The 17,315-nt window shown below is 49.1% G+C and carries 13 protein-coding genes, 1 tRNA gene and 1 pseudogene; 5 read left to right on the forward strand and 10 right to left on the reverse strand.

All coding sequences use genetic code 11. The features are described 5' to 3' along the window. Positions 1-57: 57 nt before the first annotated feature. Positions 58-1,821, forward strand: coding sequence for an ATP-binding cassette domain-containing protein (locus tag GWK74_03700; GenBank protein QHU90602.1), 1,764 nt, complete (start codon positions 58-60; stop codon positions 1,819-1,821). A gap of 44 nt (positions 1,822-1,865) precedes the next feature. Beyond that, on the forward strand, positions 1,866-2,519 hold the full coding sequence (locus GWK74_03705; protein ID QHU90855.1) for a DedA family protein: 654 nt from the start codon (positions 1,866-1,868) through the stop codon (positions 2,517-2,519). Positions 2,520-2,561: 42 nt separating this feature from the next. Here GWK74_03705 and uvrA read toward each other — a convergent pair whose 3' ends face one another. Beyond that, complete coding sequence (gene uvrA / locus GWK74_03710; protein QHU90856.1) at positions 2,562-5,396, reverse strand: excinuclease ABC subunit UvrA; 2,835 nt, start codon at positions 5,394-5,396, stop codon at positions 2,562-2,564. 147 nt (positions 5,397-5,543) lie between these two features. On the opposite strand from uvrA, the gene GWK74_03715 reads away from it, so the two are divergent. Next, positions 5,544-5,963: a hypothetical protein gene (locus GWK74_03715; GenBank protein QHU90603.1), complete on the forward strand. Its 420-nt coding sequence runs from the start codon at positions 5,544-5,546 to the stop codon at positions 5,961-5,963. A gap of 17 nt (positions 5,964-5,980) precedes the next feature. On the opposite strand, the gene GWK74_03720 is transcribed toward GWK74_03715, so the two are convergent. From GWK74_03720 to GWK74_03760, 9 genes and pseudogenes are all read right to left on the reverse strand, one after another. Further along, positions 5,981-8,212, reverse strand: coding sequence for an FtsX-like permease family protein (locus tag GWK74_03720; GenBank protein ID QHU90604.1), 2,232 nt, complete (start codon positions 8,210-8,212; stop codon positions 5,981-5,983). Next, positions 8,212-8,928: an ATP-binding cassette domain-containing protein gene (locus GWK74_03725; protein QHU90605.1), complete on the reverse strand. Its 717-nt coding sequence runs from the start codon at positions 8,926-8,928 to the stop codon at positions 8,212-8,214. Before GWK74_03725 ends, GWK74_03720 begins: the two co-directional genes overlap by 1 nt. Next, positions 8,909-9,451: pseudogene (locus tag GWK74_03730) on the reverse strand (PadR family transcriptional regulator). Before GWK74_03730 ends, GWK74_03725 begins: the two are co-directional and overlap by 20 nt. Positions 9,452-9,500: 49 nt before the next feature. Beyond that, the gene (locus tag GWK74_03735; GenBank protein QHU90606.1) at positions 9,501-10,445 is read right to left on the reverse strand and encodes a ketopantoate reductase; all 945 of its coding nucleotides are present in this window, start codon (positions 10,443-10,445) and stop codon (positions 9,501-9,503) included. A gap of 1 nt (position 10,446) precedes the next feature. Beyond that, positions 10,447-11,862 carry an exodeoxyribonuclease I gene (gene sbcB, locus GWK74_03740; GenBank protein ID QHU90607.1) on the reverse strand — a complete coding sequence of 472 codons (1,416 nt, stop codon included), beginning with the start codon at positions 11,860-11,862 and terminating at the stop codon, positions 10,447-10,449. A gap of 41 nt (positions 11,863-11,903) precedes the next feature. Then, the gene (gene obgE, locus GWK74_03745; GenBank protein ID QHU90608.1) at positions 11,904-13,220 is read right to left on the reverse strand and encodes a GTPase ObgE; all 1,317 of its coding nucleotides are present in this window, start codon (positions 13,218-13,220) and stop codon (positions 11,904-11,906) included. A 64-nt stretch (positions 13,221-13,284) separates the two neighbouring features. Continuing rightward, positions 13,285-14,238 (reverse strand): LysM peptidoglycan-binding domain-containing protein, encoded by a 954-nt coding sequence (locus GWK74_03750; GenBank protein QHU90609.1) that lies wholly within the window; start codon positions 14,236-14,238, stop codon positions 13,285-13,287. A 402-nt stretch (positions 14,239-14,640) separates the two neighbouring features. Beyond that, entirely contained in the window at positions 14,641-15,438 is a 798-nt protein-coding gene (locus tag GWK74_03755; GenBank protein ID QHU90610.1) for a hypothetical protein, read from the reverse strand. 145 nt (positions 15,439-15,583) lie between these two features. Continuing rightward, a tRNA-Glu gene (locus GWK74_03760) sits at positions 15,584-15,658 on the reverse strand. 123 nt (positions 15,659-15,781) lie between these two features. On the opposite strand from GWK74_03760, the gene GWK74_03765 reads away from it, so the two are divergent. Next, positions 15,782-17,029, forward strand: coding sequence for a DUF11 domain-containing protein (locus GWK74_03765; protein ID QHU90611.1), 1,248 nt, complete (start codon positions 15,782-15,784; stop codon positions 17,027-17,029). Between the two features lie 65 nt (positions 17,030-17,094). Next, positions 17,095-17,310, forward strand: a complete 216-nt coding sequence (locus GWK74_03770) for a hypothetical protein (protein ID QHU90612.1) — start codon at positions 17,095-17,097, stop codon at positions 17,308-17,310. Positions 17,311-17,315: the final 5 nt, after the last annotated feature.

The following is a 17,315-nucleotide window of genomic DNA, read 5'->3' on the forward strand; positions in this document are numbered from 1 at the left end:
TAGTGGACTGTAGATGACTTATCTTTGTATTAAAATATAAATTATAGGAGTTTTACCTTGCGACAACAACACGCAAAAACAACATTACAATTACTATGGCGAGCATCACGTCCATACAAATGGCGGCGCAACCTTGCTCTCATCACAGCGACACTAACCTTAGCAGTAGGCACAATTGTCGGGCCACTGATTATCGCACAGCTCCTGGATATGATTCAACATGGTCAGCTGCAGACTGACTCTGTGTGGACATTGGTAATTTTCTATGGCATAAGTCAGCTATGGTCAGAGATTATTGGGTGGCGGATAGTACTATATTTGATGTGGACGCTAGAAACCATTATGCAGCGCGACATCGCAAACAAGGTATTCGCTAAGCTATCTGGCGAGACCATGTTTTTCCACTCCAACAAATTTGGCGGCTCGCTCGTCAGCCAAAACAGCAAGCTCAGTAGCTGTGTTGAGCGGTTTTGGGATGAGCTAGTGTGGGCAGTGCTGCCGCTAGTCATCTCACTCACCGGATCAATTGTCATTCTGTCGATGTTACTCTGGCAATACGCACTCTTTCTATTCATGTTCTCAATCATCTTTGGTGTAGCCGTCTTCTTTGGATCGCGTCCGATGGCTAAATTAAGTAGGCGCGAAGCGGAGGCTAGCAACAAGGTAAGCGGCAACCTCGCTGACATGGTGTCAAATGTGCTTGCCGTTAAATCATCTGGCGCTGAAAAAATCGAGCAGCAGCGATTTGATACAACGAATCGTGCATGGCGCAAGGCTAGCCTGGCCACCATGCGAGGATTCCTCACTGTCAGCAGTGTTTACTCAACGATAAACACCAGCATCCGAATCGGTGCCATCGTGTTCGCTATTTATGCAGCACAGCATAATATCGTTTCGGTCGCAGCGGTGTACTTAATCATTACCTACACTAGCAGTGTCGCCCGTGAGCTGTGGAATATGAATAGTATTATGCGCAATTATAACCGTATCATTGGTGACGCCCATGAGATGGTCGAGATATTACACACACCAACATCACTTGTTGATAAGAGTGATAAAAAGCTTCATGTTGATCGCGGTGTCATTGATTTTGATGCCGTGACCTTTACGCATGACGAAGGCAAGGGGGCGATGCTATTTCGCAACTTTTCACTGCATATTACACCAGGCGAAAAAGTCGGGCTGGTTGGTTCTAGTGGTTCGGGCAAGACGACTCTGACGAAATTACTGCTGAGATTTGCCGACATTGACTCGGGCACAATCACGATTGACGGGCAGGATATTGCCGAGGTTACACAATCCAGCCTCCGTTCGCAGATCGCTTACGTGCCACAAGAGCCGCTACTATTTCACCGTTCGGTGCGCGAGAACATTGCCTACGGCAAGGCTAATGCCACCGACGCTGAGATTGAACAGGCAGCCAAAAAGGCGGGGGCTTATGATTTTATCATCAAGCTGCAGGATGGATTTGACACACTGGTCGGTGAGCGCGGCGTCAAGTTGTCGGGTGGACAGCGCCAGCGCATCGCTATCGCTCGAGCCATCGTGAAAGATGCGCCAATCTTAGTCCTCGACGAGGCGACCTCGGCGCTTGATTCTGAGTCAGAAGTTCTGATCCAAAAATCGCTCAAGACGCTGATGAAAAACCGTACCTCAATCGTCATCGCTCATCGACTTTCAACGATTGCAAAGCTTGATCGAATCATCGTGATGCATAATGGCAAGATAATCGAGGATGGATCGCATGACCAGCTCCTTAAGCACGGCGGCCACTACGCGAAACTGTGGCAGCATCAATCTGGCGGCTTTATTGACGCCTAACCAGCACAGTCTCTAGGTAGTATGCTATAATGCATAATGATATGATGCACGCGTTTATTGATTTTATTGTTCATTTTGGTGTTGTCGCGATTTTGCTGGTTGTCTTTGCCGAATCAGGCCTACTCTTTGGTTTCATTTTCCCGGGTGACAGCCTGCTGTTTACGGCTGGCTATATGGTACAGCAACATATTCTGCCAATTGATATTCATTTCTTTGCACTACTACTCTCGTTCATGGCTATCCTTGGCGATAGCGTTGGCTACGCATTTGGACATAAAGTTGGCCGTAAATTATTTGAACGCAAAAACTCTCGCTTCTTTAAGAAGAAATATCTCGTGCAGGCCGAAAAGTTTTACGAAAAGCATGGCTCACTTACTGTGGTGCTGGCGCGGTTTGTACCGATCGTGCGCACATTTGCACCAATCGTGGCTGGCGCTAGCAAGATGCACTACCGAACCTTTATCGTCTTTAATATCATTGGCGGCGTTATTTGGGCCACGCTTTTCACCTACCTCGGATTCTTTGCTGGCAAGGCGCTCACCGACGCTGGTATTAATATTGAGGTCGCTGCACTAATTATCATCTTCTTGTCAGTGCTGCCAATGATCATTCACGCCCTCAAGCAGGAGCATACTCGCGCGGCGTTGCGCCAACAAGTATTAGTCCTACTCGGCAAGACTCGCCGCAAAAAGCAATAAGCATTCATGATGAAGCCTGCTCGTTAGTAGCTATACGTCCAACTACAGCAAACTTTTCAGATACGTACCGGTAAATGATTCTGGCACGTTGGCGACTTCTTCTGGCGTGCCGCTCGCTACCACCGTACCGCCGCCGAGACCACCCTCAGGCCCCATATCGATAATCCAGTCGGCCGATTTAATCACATCCAGATTGTGCTCAATAATAATCATGCTGTTACCGCCGTCAACCAGCTGCTGCAAAATTCCCAGCAGCCGCTTAACATCGGCAGAATGTAGCCCAGTTGTCGGCTCGTCTAAAATATACATCGTCTTGCCCGTCGAACGCTTTGAAAGCTCCGTCGCCAGCTTGATACGCTGCGCCTCGCCGCCCGAAAAGGTGGTTGCTGGCTGACCGAGCTTAATATAACCAAGACCAACCTCGACCAACGTCTGTAATTTCCGAGCGATATTAGGCACGCTATCAAAGAAGTCCGCTGCTTGCTCAACCGTCATATCGAGTACATCAGCAATCGTCTTATTTTTATACTTAATTTCCAGCGCCTCACGATTGTAACGCTTACCGTGGCATTCGTCGCACTGGACGTAGACATCCGGTAAGAAATGCATTTCAATCTTGATCATACCGTCGCCTTGACAATTTTCGCAGCGACCGCCCTTGACGTTAAAGCTAAACCGCCCCGCTTTATAGCCGCGGACATTAGCCTCAGGAGTACTCGCAAACAGTTCACGAATTGGCGTAAAAATACCCGTGTAGGTCGCTGGATTAGAGCGTGGCGTACGGCCAATTGGCGACTGGTCGATGACGATAGCTTTATCTAGTTGTTTAACGCCCTCAATTTTATCGTGCGTGCCCGGTACATCACTGGCTCGATTGAGCCGCGCCGCTAACTCCTTGGCAACAATATCATTGACCAGAGTTGATTTACCGCTACCCGAGACACCCGACACCACTGTCATCAACCCCAACGGAAATGCCACGTCGATCTGTTTCAAATTATTCTCACGAGCACCGCGAACAATTAGCTGGCGGCTGGCATCAGCCTGGCGGCGATGCTTTGGTACAACAATCTTTTCTGCGCCTGATAGGTACCGCCCGGTTATACTATCCGTGCATTTAGCCACCTCATTTGGCGCACCCAGCGCCACCACCGTACCACCATGCACGCCAGCGCCCGGCCCCATATCAATCAAAAAGTCACTCTGGCGAATTGTGTCCTCGTCATGTTCAACCACCAACACCGTATTGCCGAGGTCGCGTAGGTGCTTGAGCGTCGCAACCAGCCGGTCATTATCACGCTGGTGCAAACCAATCGACGGCTCATCCAGCACATACAGCACACCCTGCAAACCGCTGCCAATTTGCGTTGCCAGCCGAATTCGCTGCGCCTCGCCGCCGCTCAGTGTATTGGCGGCGCGCCCTAACTCCAAATAATTCAGCCCGACATTACTCATAAACCCGAGCCGTGCTGTAATCTCTTTCAAAATAAGCCGGGCGATCATCGCCTGCTGCTCATTTAGTGTTAACTTGTGGGTGAACAAATCGAGCGCGTCATCAACGCCAAGATCACAAATATCCATGATATTCAGACCCTGCACGGTTACCGCCAAAACAACCGGTTTTAGCCGCGCGCCGCCGCAAACATAACAATCCCGCTGGCGCATAAACCGCTCAATGTCCTTGCGCATAAATTCGCTATCGGTTTCTTTCCAGCGCCGCTCCAAATTGGGAATCACCCCTTCATAGGTTGTATCATAATGCCGCCCATTGCCAAGCTGCACTGGATATTTCTGATCGCCCGTGCCGTAGAGTACTTTCTGGCGCGCCTCATCAGACAACTGCCCAACCGGCGTCCGGATACTGAAACCATGCGCCTCAGCTACCGCCGAAATCTTGCGCATGTAAAAATTATCGACATTAATCCGGTTGTATGGCCGAATTGCACCCTCGGCAATCGTCAGATTCTCATTCAGTACTAAACTAGGATCGACTTCCAATCGGCTGCCGAGCCCAGTACAGCTCGGACAGGCCCCCTGCGGCGCGTTAAAACTAAACAAACGCGGTTCAAGCTCTGGGATCTCCTCATCCGGATGATCAACACAGGCATAACGCTGCGAGAACGTCTTCAGCTCATCCGTATCAGCATCCAGTACCTCAACTACACCCTGACCAAGCTCCAGCGCCTGCTCGACGCTCTGGCTCAACCGGCTAGTCAAGTCACTGTTCATTGCCAGACGATCAACCACCAGCTCAATGCTATGCTTGTAACTTTTCTGTAATTGCGGAAACTCATCCAGCGCATACACCACCCCATCCACACGCACCCGGGCGTAACCTAACCGTTGATACTGCTCTGGAATGTGTGCAAACTCGCCCTTCTTATTTTTAACAATTGGCGCGAGTAGCAACAATCGCTTGCCATCATATTGCTTGATAATCTCCTGGATAATCGCCTCGGCTGTGCGGCGTGACACTGGCTTATGGCAGCGTGTGCCGTCTGGCTTGAGGGCCGGACAATGCGGCGTGCCAATCCGCGCGAACAAGAGTCGCAAATAATCATAAATCTCGGTCACCGTCGCCACGGTTGAACGCGGGTTACGGCTGGTTGATTTCTGGTCAATTGAAATCGCCGGACTCAGGCCCTCGATACTATCAACATCCGGCTTATCCATAATGCCCAAAAATTGCCGCGCATAACTCGACAGACTCTCGACATAGCGACGCTGCCCCTCGGCGTAAATCGTATCAAACGCTAGCGACGACTTACCACTACCACTGAGACCAGTGATCACCACTAATTTATCGCGCGGGATCTCCACGTCAATATTTTTCAGATTATGTTCACGGGCGCCCTTGACGCGAATTACCTCTGGCATATCTGGTCTATTATACCGAATAGACATCCATTTTTCCAGTTGCAGCGGGCGAGATAATTTCCCCTGTCGCCACACTATAAATATATTCATAAAAACATATTAAGCTTATGATTGCAAATATGATAATCGGCTGTTATAGTAAAACACATGAAGAGGTTTGTGATCATCTGTGGAATTGCCGTTGCCGTCGCAACCTTATTTTACCTGACCCGCGAAGAGTGGTTTTCATTCATGGTTATCGGTAGACTTCCATTCACTGGTATCATTCTGCCAGCAGCTGTGATGATGGGCTTCTGGATGATCATTGTGCCGGTATGTATTATCTGGGCAAAATCGATTAGTGCTGCATTTTGGAGTAGTATCGAGGTTATCGGAGAGTTTGATCAGCGTCGCATTAATCGACAACTCCGTCTAGCGGCAAATTCTCGTCACGCAACAACACAGCACGTCAGTCTAGCTATGGTTGCAGCGTGGCTCGTAATGACGCAACGTCATCTAGCACAAGCTGATGCCACTCCCAAGGTTGACGACCAATCTACAGCACGATTGGCCGTTGCAACAAACTAAAGATATCCCCGCCCCGCTTACTCAGTCTGATTTGCTTCTGGTGACGTCAGCTTCTTGATCATTGGCAATATGATATAGATATCAACAATAGCCATTGCCAATCCAGCACCAACAATCAAGCAATATAGTGGTGTAATAACTGGCTTTAGGGAGGTTGGAAGGATGCTGATAAATACCAATCCTGTCCACACACCGATAGCACACGAGAGTAGGGAGACACTCACTAACGGCACTAGCGATTCAAAGCCAACGAGGCGCTTTAGCTGACTGAGTTTCATCCCGCCGAGCCGTAACGTAAACAGTGACCTCCGTCGCTCCAAGAGTCCACCAATCGTCGATACAATTAAACTTGCTACGGCGACAAACAATGTCACGCCCATACCAACATAGGCAAGATCGGCGAAGTTTTTGATGACTGGATTAATGGCTGGCCGCTTAGAATCAGCACCACCAACGACCCACATTGGATTGGCTGATTGTAGTCGCTCACCAACTAGGCCTCGCAATTGATCAACATCAACTGCATTTTGTAGAGTCACGAGATAATTAACGTTGCCCTTTGTTTCAACAGTATCCATCAATGTCACCGACTGCGTAACTGGCGCATCAAAATTGATGAGTGCAAATTGATCCGGACGAGCACCGCTTGGGCACGTATGCTCAGTGTATGATGCTAGATCGCTACAACGCATAGCATGGCCTTTTTCGAGAGGATATATTGCTGCACTATTTACAATATATTGCTGCCTATTAAGAGTTTGCTGCATTGACTGCGGCAGTGAATCACCAATAATTATCGCAGAGTTACCCTTACGCTGTGAGTAGCCATTATTATTAACTGATGATGCACTCAGCATTTCAATGCCACTAACTGCCGTCAGATAAAAACTCCCTGCAAATAGTGCCAAGACGACACCACTGACACTGCGGAATACAGCTCGCGAATGTACCGCGATACGCTTACTTGCGATCAGCACCAGACCGCTACGCGCCCACCGAGCGCACCATCGTGCGATACAATTCGTCAGCCAGCCACCGGCCAATACCAGGCCAAACATAACAAGCATCACTCCCGCCGCGAGCACCATCATTGCTCCTAATGAACTATCTGCTTGCCCATGAAGCCACTGATGTCCCGCAGGAGTCGAGGCCCAGGCAAAGATACCAAGACCTATTGCTAGTGGTAGTACTCGCCAAATACGCAACTTCTTTACTTTTTCTTGCGTCCGGGCTACGCCAAGTGGTGAAATCTGTGCTCGCCACATCCGCCGCCAGCTCACACCAATAGTTAACGCCAGTGTCAATGCAATGATTAACAGATACTGTAGCCAGTTTAGCTGCAAATCAGCCGGCCAGAATCGTGCATCACCCATCTCAAAATTCTGTAGCGGTGCCTGAAACAGCCAAAACGCTACGAGACCAATAACAACTCCGATAATTGAAGCTATAAGTGACTCGAGGAGAATCACTCGTGTCACTTGCTTTTTTGTGGCGCCAATCAACCGCAATGCCGCATAGCGTTTCTCACGCTGTACGCCACCTAGCTGGGTCGCAACCGCGACAAACATAACAATTGGAAATAGTAGAATTGTTCCACCAACCCCAAGCACAATAACCGATATTGGATCAAGACCAATTGTTTGGCGATGACCAGCCGTTGCATCAGTTTGGTATATATCGGTAAAGTATGATGATTGCCCACGAGACTGAGCGGCCTTATCCGTGGCGGCAACTTCCTCAGTACTCACCTCTCGAATAAGCATCAGTGCGTCTGGACTTTGTAGGTACGCATCAGGGATCGTACCAAGATACTTTGTATGCTTGCCAAATCTATCAATAATCTTATCCTCGGGATGCTGGGCGACCTTCTCGGCCAGAGCTTTTGACATATAATATTCACCAGATGCTGGTGTTGGTAATTGAGCAAACTGGACCGACCCTTCTACGCCATAGAGTGACAGTACATTAATTTTTTTATCGCGCCATTTCGTCAAATTACCTAGCTGTACGTTTGACGCCTTTAGCGGCTTGACGGTGGTGTCTCGTTGTCGCTGCTGCGGTGCAGCATTCTTTGCTTGAAGTATAGCCGTATTAATAATCGCACGGTCGGTCCGTTTCAGTAGACCGTTTACACCGGCTACAAAATAACAAACCAACACTATACCAAGTGCGATAGCTGCCGATGTCAGCACGAGGCGGGCCATTGATTGGCGACCAGATTTACGAAGAAGCATCCAACTAATGCTCATTATATAACCCTCCTGCTATGAGCATCAGAGCTCACTGATTGTACATGTCCAGCGCTTGCAATTTGACCATCACGAACAATGATCTCACGGTCTGCATACGCAGCAATCGTCGGTTCATGGGTCACCATGATAACCGTTGTTCCATGCTCTTTAGCGGTTGCAATAAATAACTCCGTAATCTTCTCCGAGTTAAGGCTATCCAACGATCCGGTTGGCTCGTCGGCAAACAGTACGGTTGGATTGGTCACCATAGCACGAGCAATCGCTACACGTTGCATCTGACCACCCGATAATTCACCAAGCATGCTGCCAGCCTTGTCGCTGAGTCCGACCGCTTTGAGCCAGTGCTCAGCTTGCTTGTAAGCCTCCTGTCGCTTAGCACCATTGAGCAGCAGAGGCAGGGCTACATTATCGAGACTGGTCAATTCTGGCACGAGCTGTCCAAACTGAAAAACGAAACCAAAGCGAGTCCGCCGCAAGATACTACGTTTATCATCATTCATTGCATCAATACGGTGACCATCAAAATGAATCTCGCCACTATCAACACCGATAACCGCTGCTAGACTGTGCAATAATGTTGATTTGCCCGAGCCACTTGGCCCCATAATTGCTAGCACCTCGCCGGCCATAACATCAAGCGATACACCACGCAGCGCTTGCGCCTGTCCAAATGATTTCTTGATATTCCTCGCACTAATAATTGGCTTGCCCATGTAATAATTCCTCCTTTAACTTTGTTAAGCGTGAGATAGTTAGTTCAATCCATCGTAAATCTGCCTCCAAATGAAACAACGCATGATCAATCAGTAGCATATTTGACAAGTCGCTATCACGCCGCTGAGTGGTTAACTCACGCATGCGTTGGATATGTGCGGTGCGCTGATTATCAAGGTATGGTGCGGCGTCTCCCTCCTTGAGAATGGCGAGTACCGACTTAATATACATCGTTGCCTGTAGTTGGGGTGATGGCGCTTCGGGAGTCTCCAACCATTCTTGTAGCTCATAATGTCCTTTTTTAGTGATAGCATAACGAACTCTATCTGGACCACCTGAGGTGCCAGTATCGACAATTTCTTTAACCTTGCCATCACGTTTTAACCGCGCCAATATTGAATATACCTACCCGGCTAGAATTGGCTTATCTTTACCAAAGTAGTCATCGTACTTCTTCTTTAACTCATATCCATAGTTTGATCCTTACGCTAAAAACCCAAGAAGTGTGTACTGTGCATTCATACTCTTACTATACACCACGTGACTAGCTATCGCAAGAGTTATTATAAACTTAGTGTATAGTTGTCTTATAGCGCTGAACAGCCGGATTATATGCCTGCCATGCCGGCATCAAAACCCCTAACCGCCTGCCGTCAGCCAATACTTCATCATACCCAGCTAGCCATTCGTTAAATCCGTGCTTCATATGACCCGTTACCATATCGACTACATCGGGCTGTTGAAGTGCATGCCGCATTATTGCAGTAGCTACCCCTAGCGGCATCATTGATAGTACATTGAAAGGGAAAACTCGCCACACCGCAACACCTTGGTGACGACATAGAGACATACCGTCACGAAGTGCCATAATTAGCTGACGAATCGCCCCTGGATCATGCGTTAATGCCGAAAAACTGCCACTACTAGCTATGGCGCCAGCAGTTGCTGATTGCTGGAGATAATGAACTTTCATCCAATCAAGCAGACGAGCATCATAGCTGCTCGCTACCCCAGCTTCTTTTAAGTGCTGCATGAATAACTTTGCTCCCGCCCTTGCACCACCAACCCGCGTCGGTGTTGGAAATATAATAACCTTCACGCCATTATTATCTCGCCCACCGCCAATACTGGAAGGGAAGGCAATAAAATAATCATCAGGCGATATATATTGATCAACCTCACTGGCCAGATTCCAATTATTTTGCATAAATCCAATCCACCTAGCCTTCGGCTGATACTTTGCTAGTATCGGCAGTACCGATTGAAGTTGACAGCGATTAACCGTTACTAATATAACGTCGTAATAACCTACTGGCGATGTGACACACTGTGGGTAAAATACCGTCGACTGATACGTATTGTCACGCTGACGCAAATCCTTTATAGCAAGTGGCACGCCTTGCGACACCTCTTCATACCGCTCAGGCGATACGAGCACATCCACATCATGGTGTACCGCTAATAAATGTGCATACGTCAGACCGATTGTTCCCGCACCATAAATTAAGTACCGCATCTTAGTCCTCAGTGGGCAGTATCGCCTCCGCCCATAGCTGTAATTCCTGCAAGATAAACTGCTGCTCGTCAGTCGCTGTCGGCGCCAACCGCTGTAGAGACGCCATAAACTGCGGTAGCTGCGCCTGCAGATGCTGAGCCCGCCATGCTTCCCATTGCACTAAATCATCTTCGCTGAGCGAGCGCGGAAAGTTGCGCGCTTTGTAGTGCAGCAGTAGTGACGCCAGCCGCTCGTCCTGGAATTCTGGATGAAAATCAGCTAGTTCACGCTCATCAGCATTGCGCACCGCTTCGACACGGATACGATCGCGGTCATGCAAAAAGCCGTCGTATAATTGCGCTTCTGGATCGGGCATCTTTTTGAAGGCTGGTTTATTTTCAAAAATACTGCGCAATTTTTCGGCAAAATCTGGGTGATTCAGCAAAATATTTTGATGCTGTTGGACAATTTCTGTGCTAAGCGAAATTTTCTGCCAGCCATCGCCCTGCTCCAGCACACCCAGCGGTGCCACCGCCGGACAGCGATTGTACTGCAACTCTTTGACTGGCAATTTGACAAAATCCTCAGCCTGCCGCTCCTCCCACGACGCAAAGATTTTCTTTGTTAATTCCTCCGCACTCAGCCCAACAAACGGTATCGGATCATACCGCAAGTCATAGACGACCACACCGCCGTTTCGACTGGTCGTCAGTGGAAAGGCCACCGTGGTTTTGGCGAACTCTTTGTCGTAACGCCCGCTGGCGTAAACAAACGGTTTTTTGTCATCCACGTTGACCAGCTGTTGGACTGCTTTTTTGTCACGCATTTTTAGCAAGTAATCATACAGCTGTGGCTGCTTTTGCTTAATCAATTTCGTCACGGCAATCAGCGCTGTCACGTCCGCCAAGGCATCATGAGCATTTTCATGAGCAATACCATTGGCACTAGTGATTAATTCCAAACGATTGCTGGGCTCACCCTTAGCATCAAGCGGCCAATTTATTCCTTCCGGCCTCAGTGCCCGCGTCAATCGCACCACATCCAGCAAATCCCAACGCGAGCGACCATCCTTCCAGCTCCATTCGTACGGATCATGGAAATTGCGCCACAACAAATGACGAATAAATTCGTCGTCAAACCGAATATTATTAAAGCCAACCGCGATGGTGTCCGGCGTAAAAATCTCCTCGCTCAACATCCGGGCAAACTGCGCCTCGGTGTAACCTTCTTCAACCGTTTTTTGCGGCGTGATACCCGTCACCATTAGTGCATCAGGACTCGGCAACGTATCATCATTCAGCGTCACCAATAGATTATACGGCTCACCAATCGGCTCGAGATTCATGTCCGTCCGCTGCCCAGCAAACTGCATGATGCGGTCTTGCCGCGGATTCAGTCCGCTGGTTTCTAGGTCGTAGAAGAAGAATGTCTGTGCCATACCTATAGTATAGCAAAGCTACGAGATGACACCCAAACCTACTACTCAACCAACGTAAACGGCTTCGATTCGCCAATCTGCACCACGGTCTCGCCGACTGCACCCTGACGGATTAGCTCGTGAGTGATACCCATTTTTCGCATGATGTCGCGCAGGCGATTGACCGATTCAAATTGATCAAAGTTAGTACGGCGAGCAAACTTTTCAATTTTAGCACCGTGGATAATAAAACTAATCATCTCTTCATCGTCTACATTTTCAGGCTCCGCACCGACCACCCGCTCTACCGTCCAGGCATCAGATGCTGCTTGTGCGTCCAGCGCGATTACCGGCAAATCGTCTCCCTCTTCTTCAGTCCGCTCAGCTTCCCGTACTCGATAATTCGTGACCTCACGACGCAGTAGGCGTAGCAGCTCAGTCACGCCGGCATGCGTCTGAGAGGAGATCACCACCACTGGCGAACCATTGGCTACATTGTGTAACGCTGTCGACTGCATGGCAATGATTTCTTCATCCAATCCTTCACATTTCGTCAAAGCGATAATCTCTGGGCGCGTCGCCAATTCCTCGGAATATTTTTCCAGCTCACGGCGAATAGTCTGGTATTTTTCCGCTGGGTCGTCACTATACGCATCAATCATGTGGAGCAACACGGCTGTCCGCTCAACGTGGCGCAGGAACTGATCGCCCAAACCCTTACCTTCCGAAGCGCCTTCAATCAACCCCGGGATGTCAGCAATCAACACTGAACCATCATCAACATCCGCTACGCCCAAATTTGGCGTCAAGGTCGTAAATTCATAATTGGCAATTTCCGGCCGAGCATTAGAAACCACGCTCAAGAATGTCGATTTACCAGCATTAGGGAAACCAACCAAGCCAACGTCGGCCAATAATTTCAATTCCAGCTCAGCCTCAAATTCTTCACCCGCCTCGCCAAGCTCAGCCATCTTTGGTGCTTGGCGCGTACTGGACGTAAAGTGCGCGTTACCAAAGCCACCGTCACCGCCACGGGCAACAACCGCTTGTTGCTGGTCTGCCGTCAAATCTGCAACTACCTCGCCGTCGCGCTTGACCAATGTACCCATTGGTACTTTGATAACCAGCGGCGAGCCACTTTTGCCACGCTTATTACGCTTACTGCCGTCACCGCCATTCTCTGCTTTTAGTTCTGGCCTGTAGCGAAAATTCAGCAGTGTATTCAGGTCTTTGGTTGCCAAAAACACAACATCACCACCACGTCCGCCGTCGCCACCATCAGGACCACCCTTATCAACATACTTCTCATGCCGAAAACTGACTGCGCCGTTGCCGCCCTTGCCAGCTCGCACTAACACTTTCGCTGTATCTACAAACATAATTTTAGTATATCAAAAAGCGCCCCCGAGAGATAGCGGAGGCGCTTTATTGCCTTAGAGCATCCTAGTGAATAAAGTTGTACCGACCAACTTCAGACATCGGGATCGTTCGATGCGTCACGACGTTATACCCCGCATAATTCATATCACTAACGTAGATCGTGCCACCTTCAACCCGCTCGACCATACCAACGTGGCCAAGACCGCCGCCGCCCCATGTTGTCTGGAAGATTGCCCCTGGTGCCGGTGTATGATTAACGACAAAGCCTGCCGCCCGAGCACTTGCTGCCCACGACGTCGCGTTGCCCCAGAAGCTACCAATTGGTCGACCAAGTGCTGCCCGCCGCTCGTACACGTACCATGTACAGTTGCCAAGAGCGTATCGGTTGCCAACTGATGCTCGAGCGTAACCATAGCTGATACCACTGACTGCGCCGCCCGTTGTCCGCCCTGCATAGCCCCGACGGCCAGAGCGGGACGCCACGTAACCTGGCTGCTCATTTTCTGGCAATACGCCACCCGGCAGAACAATTCGTGTATCTTTGGCTAGTGCCGCCCCATTTGCCAAGTCGTTATACAATGCCACTCGTTCAGGATTTGCTTTATACTTTTCTGCCAATTTTTCGACGGTGTCGCCGTCCTTAACAGTGTAGACCACGCCGTCAACCATCGGGATAATCAATGTTTTGCCAGCTTCAACCGCATCAGATGTCGTATTGTTCGCCCAGCGCACCGTCTGGGCCGTCACATTAAACTTCTTAGCAATCGAGTCAATTGTATCGCCCTGCTTAGTGACATAAGTCTTGATGCCGCGCTGAGCTGATTTCTCAGGCTGGATAATCTGTGGCTTAGAAATAACCTCCGTATCACCCTGAGCCAACTCTTTTTTGATTGACAGCGTTGCCGTCGCTTCACGTAAATCACCGGCAGTTGGCAGATTGACCGTCTCAGCCAGATCGGTTACCGCATTAGCAGCCGCCAGTTGATCTACTGAAACCTTATTTGTCTCATGTGTCACACCAGTAGACGGTGCGACTGGCTGAGAGGCCGAGACTGAGCCCTGCTGACTAGCGACGCCACCTGTCTGATAACTTAGTGCCAGAAATGAAATAACTAATAGAAAGATTCCGCCATACGCCGATATTGCGCTTAGCTTGAGTTTTTTGCCCCGATGGGCAGATGCTTGGTTACGAATAACGCTTCTCCCGTGTCAATGTCTCCATCAACGCTGACTACCGTACTGAGTCTTTCTTCTCGCACAAGAACAGGATGCATTGTCGACCTAATAATTAGTTGATATTGCTAAACGATTAGTTTTCCGCATCCGTGCGACCGTTCTGGTAGGCCCGCGCGCTTACACGGCGTATACCCTGTATGAACGCAAGCTTATTTCCATTATACGCGATCCTCTCATAATTTGTCAATGCTTTACCCTGTAATACACCTCACCCTTTAGCATATACACCAGCCCAACAACAAAGCTCAAAATGACTGCATATGGCAGCACCGCAGACATCGCCATCATTACAGCAAAGAGAATGGTAGCACGAACAATATACAAAAGTGTTATGACAAACATGAACGCACATATGAGTGCGAACGGCACTCGCACCATCAAGGTCACGCCAATCTTGCGATAACGCAGGCCCCGCTCCTGCTTAATTTTCTCCGCCTCAGATAGCTGGTCGGCTGGACGTGGCTGCCAATATGATACCCCCTCAGGTGTTATGATAATCTTCCATAGCCACAGTGAACCAATAGTCGTACACGCCACCATAAACAAGATAGCCGGGAGCGAGTTATTAAAGGCCAGTGTAGCACTAAATATCGCACGGGTAACTTCTCGAAGCGCTGAGCTAAATGGGCCAACCTGAAAGACATAAAATTGTGCTAACACAATAAATTGCACCACCGGATACACCACAGTCATAGCGAGCGCAGCGATTCGTTGTCGGTACTGGTCAGTTCGACGGGACTGCTTCAAGACAATGAGACCTTGAACGAGGAGTGATGCGATAGCTACGCCAATGACAGTCAGTACTAACGGCATATCCTGAAGGTTTCGAAAGAATAGCGGCAGCTGACCTATGAACACCCCTGCTGAACAAACAAGTATTGCCGCCTCGATAATAATGACCGCCTCACATCGAATGTTACGCTCTGGTGAAGATGCAGCTTGTTTCTTGGGTTCATTCTTTATGGCCGTCGTCTTTGTCATTCGAGGATTTTCCCCTTTCTTTTTGAAGTATCCTACTGTCTATTATACCAGAGTATTTTTCGTTTTGACGTCAACAAAAATAGCTCGCTATCAAAACTGAGCGAGCTACTGCAAATTCAAACGGGATAACTATCCTTATAAGTATTGGTGACCTCACGGAGAATCGAACTCCGATTGCCAGGATGAAAACCTGGTGTCCTAACCGTTAGACGATGAGGCCATTAAACAGATCGTATTGTAGCAGATTGATAATATTATGTCTAGCTATCCAGTCATGCGAAAATTGACTTTTTCATCATTTTGGTGTATTCTACGTAGAGTTACGAGGATAAAGGAGGAAGTTATGCGAAATTTGTCATCACTATTCCGCTCATTGTCACTGCGCCACTATGCAGTTCTAGCGATGGTTGCGGTAGCGACAGTAGTGCCAACCACATTATGGGCACTAGATTCCAATCATTCGACTAATACCAATACGCAAACACCGACGAATACGAAACCTACGCCAGTTTATCGTTGTAATGCGCTCAGTATTGATCAGTTTTCAGCTACTAATTTCAAGTTTTCAGTCAAGTACGCTGCCCGTGATGGTGCGACATATAAAACGACGATCTACAAGGTCTACGATGCTAAGGGTAAAGAGGTGTATCAAACTGGTAACGAATTCAAGGGCTTCACACCGGGCACATACACGGTCAAAGCCTTTATTGTCGTTGATGTGAATGGTAAAGAAGAAATGGTGACCAGCGATGCCTGCGCTAAGCAGGCCACAGTCCCTGGCGAAACACCGGATCCAAAACCAAAGCCAACGCCAATTCCGAAACCAGTTGATCCGAAACCTGAACCAATCCCAGATAAACCACCAAAAATTACACTGGGGTTTGCCGTCAAAACTACTGTTGATGGCGCACAACACAAAAAAGTCACCGTCAACAAGACCTTTACCTACCGAGTAACTGTTACCAACACAGGGACCGCCACTATACATGACACGTATGTTACCAATACCGCACCACAAGGGGTAGCCTACCTAAAGGCATCCGCTGGTACAATTCAAAATAATACCTGGCAGACGCTGATTGGTGAGCTCAAGCCAAATGAATCGAAAACATTTACTGTCGACGCTATTGTCAAGCAATATGTCGCGGGCACACTGACTAGTACAACCTGCATCAAGAGTGATCAAATTTCGCTCGAGGGCCATAACAACTGCAGTGGTGCTACTATAGAGGTGGCCAAGCCGCAGGCCCCAGCTCCGCAGCCAAAACCACAGCCAACGCCGCAACCAAAACCAGCGCCGACCGATCCGAAACAGCCGACACCGACCCAACCAGTAAATCCGACTCGGCCGGCTACACCGGTGCCTGAACCAAAAACACCAGACCAACCGAAACAGCCATCGACCAACGATAATCAGCAGTCACCTTCAGCATCGGGCGGCACACAAACCACTAACCCACCTGCCGCACCGACGACCGTTGGCGAACTGCCACGGACCGGTAATGCCACCGACACGCTCGTTGGTGGGCTGGGTCTTGGTGCCCTGCTCACTGCTGGGGTCGCCTACCTCATCAGTCGACGTCACGTATAATCACAACTCTGGTTGACGTGGATACCCCTCGCACCCCGAGGGGTATTTCATGGTACAATAGTATTATGGCAAAACAGAAGAAAAAGCGCTCTAAGAAATACTCTGGCGTTGACGCCGCAACAACTCGGCCCAGTGTCACGCGCATCCAGGCGGTCAGTCGCTCGTCGGCCGGTCAGTGGCTATATGAACGCAAAAAATTACTGCGTGGTGTCGGCATTGGCGTAGTAATAGTCATCATCGTTATTGTGATTATCACGGGTATTATTAGTCTGTTCCGATAATCAAT

The organism is Candidatus Saccharibacteria bacterium oral taxon 488, from assembly GCA_010202115.1.
Classification (GTDB): domain Bacteria; phylum Patescibacteriota; class Saccharimonadia; order Saccharimonadales; family Saccharimonadaceae; genus Nanosynbacter.

What these genes read in the sequence shown, in the direction of transcription:
- GWK74_03705 (QHU90855.1), top strand. Translation starts at nt 1,866, where the DNA reads ATGCACGCGTTTATTGATTTTATTGTTCATTTTGGTGTTGTCGCGATT.
- uvrA (QHU90856.1), bottom strand. Translation starts at nt 5,396, where the DNA reads ATGCCAGAGGTAATTCGCGTCAAGGGCGCCCGTGAACATAATCTGAAA.
- GWK74_03715 (QHU90603.1), top strand. Translation starts at nt 5,544, where the DNA reads ATGAAGAGGTTTGTGATCATCTGTGGAATTGCCGTTGCCGTCGCAACC.
- GWK74_03720 (QHU90604.1), bottom strand. Translation starts at nt 8,212, where the DNA reads ATGAGCATTAGTTGGATGCTTCTTCGTAAATCTGGTCGCCAATCAATG.
- GWK74_03725 (QHU90605.1), bottom strand. Translation starts at nt 8,928, where the DNA reads ATGGGCAAGCCAATTATTAGTGCGAGGAATATCAAGAAATCATTTGGA.
- GWK74_03735 (QHU90606.1), bottom strand. Translation starts at nt 10,445, where the DNA reads ATGCGGTACTTAATTTATGGTGCGGGAACAATCGGTCTGACGTATGCA.
- sbcB (QHU90607.1), bottom strand. Translation starts at nt 11,862, where the DNA reads ATGGCACAGACATTCTTCTTCTACGACCTAGAAACCAGCGGACTGAAT.
- obgE (QHU90608.1), bottom strand. Translation starts at nt 13,220, where the DNA reads ATGTTTGTAGATACAGCGAAAGTGTTAGTGCGAGCTGGCAAGGGCGGC.
- GWK74_03755 (QHU90610.1), bottom strand. Translation starts at nt 15,438, where the DNA reads ATGACAAAGACGACGGCCATAAAGAATGAACCCAAGAAACAAGCTGCA.
- GWK74_03765 (QHU90611.1), top strand. Translation starts at nt 15,782, where the DNA reads ATGCGAAATTTGTCATCACTATTCCGCTCATTGTCACTGCGCCACTAT.
- GWK74_03770 (QHU90612.1), top strand. Translation starts at nt 17,095, where the DNA reads ATGGCAAAACAGAAGAAAAAGCGCTCTAAGAAATACTCTGGCGTTGAC.